General features: G+C 59.9%; 1 protein-coding gene. It reads right to left on the reverse strand.

Annotation, left to right across the window (positions count from 1 at the left end):
• Nucleotides 1-94: 94 nt before the first annotated feature.
• On the reverse strand, nt 95-1869 hold a 1775-nt coding region (locus PEH01S_RS34160; protein WP_174807199.1), incomplete at its 5' end, for a dynamin family protein.

Consider the following 1869-nt stretch of genomic DNA (forward strand, 5'->3'; position numbering starts at 1 on the left):
AAAAATCCGAGGCTGCCCGCTTTCGGACAACCTCGGATTTTACGGTTCAGCCCCCATCAACAAGGAGGCGCAATCCCCTAAAAATATCGTCATTTCATCCAATAAAATTCAACAATTTGCTATGCTTCGCTTGAAGCTCGTTCAAGTCGATCTTCATCTCGAGCGCTTCGAGCAGCCCTTCGCCGTGCTCCTCCAGCGCCTGCCGGAGCCGGTCCGCCAGCTCCTGCATCACGCTGCGCAGCTGCTCCGCGTAGGCATGCTCCAGAAAGGCCGCTTGTGTGTCGGCGAAGCGCGTCATCGGCCCGTTCAGCCGGGCTTCCAGCTCCCGGCGCAGCTCCGCTTTCCCTTCGCCTTCGAAGAAATGCTTCGCATTTTTAAAGAAGCCTGCCAGCCACTTCGGCTGTACGTCTGCCGCCTCCAGCATGGCGTTCAGCTCTGGCGTGTTCAGCTTGAACGGCTCGAACCCCGGGGCTTCGAAGGACGGAATTCCTCCGGTCCGGACGGCTTCCGACCAATTCTCCGAAGCGGCAGCCGCCATGCGGTTGATTTTGTTCTCGATCCGCAGCGTGGTCGCCAGCACCTCCTGGTTCAAGTCGAAGGACAGCATCCGCCTTAGATCCTCCCATGCGGACTGCATGACCGTTTTCGCATCGCGGCGGTCATCGCGGAAGACGGCCGGATTGAAGGCCGTGTTGAACAGCTCGCCGAAGCGGTAGGACGTGCGCTGCTTGACATAGTACAGCAGCTCTTGAATTTCCTTGGACAGCTCGCGGGCCTCCGCGTCCGTGTCGGGAGCGGCGAGCCGCTTCTGGGCTTCGGCAAGCGCCGTACGCAGCGCTTCGGCTTGGCGCCGGCGCTCCGAAGCGTCCGCCCGGGCGCTGTCCATCCAGCGCTGAAGCACATCGGCCGCACGGCGGATATCCGCATCGCCCGCCCGGACAGCCATCTCGGTCAGCTCCGCGAACGTAAAGCGGACGAACTCCCGCTCGAAGCGCAAGATGCCCGATTGCTCGACCGTTTCCCGGTCCTCTTGGATTTTCCCTTCGAGCGCGTAGTAGCTCGACAGCGGATAGATCCGCGGGTGCCGGATACCGTGCTGGAGCAGGTTTGTTTCGACGTGCTTGACGACCCCTTCCAGCTCTTCGGCCGAAGAAGCCAGGTCCGCGGCGTTGACGATGAAAAACATTTTATCCAGCTCGAAGCTGTCTTTCACGCGTCCGAGCTGCAGCAAAAACTCTTTATCCGCATGGGAAAACGCATGGTTATAATACGTAACGAACAAAATCGCATCGGCATTCTTGATGTAATCGAACGCTACGCCGGTATGACGGGCGTTAATGGAATCCGCTCCCGGCGTATCGACCAGAACGACGCCCTGCTCGGTGAGCGGGTTCGCATAATACAGCTCGATCAGCTCGACGAAGCACGACTTGGCCTCGTCTGCGGCATACCGGCCGAACTCGTCAGCCGTGACGCGCAGCTCCTGGCCCAGGTGCGGGCTCATCTCCGCCCAGCCTTTCTCGACCGCTTTAAGAAATGCGTAGTGCGGTTTGCCCTTGCCCGGAACTTGATCGGCGGCCAGCTTATGAATGGCGGCCAGCGCCTTTTCCATCGAATTTACAGCTACACCCAAAACTTCCAACGAATAAAACACATCGGAGGCCAGCCGTTCCGGTGCTTTCATCCGTACTTTGGCCGTACCGTGCGGCCAGCCCTCTTCCGGGTCCGGAGGCATGATTTTGTTGATCGCCGCGGTCGTCGGATTCGGCGAGACCGGCAGCACCCGTTCGCCGATCAGCGCATTGGCGAACGACGATTTGCCCGCGCTGAACGCGCCGAAGAGCGCGATCGTGAAGCGGTTGTTCGCCA

Origin of the sequence: Paenibacillus ehimensis NBRC 15659, assembly GCF_004000785.1 — a bacterium.
Taxonomy (GTDB): Bacteria; Bacillota; Bacilli; order Paenibacillales; family NBRC-103111; genus Paenibacillus_G; species Paenibacillus_G ehimensis.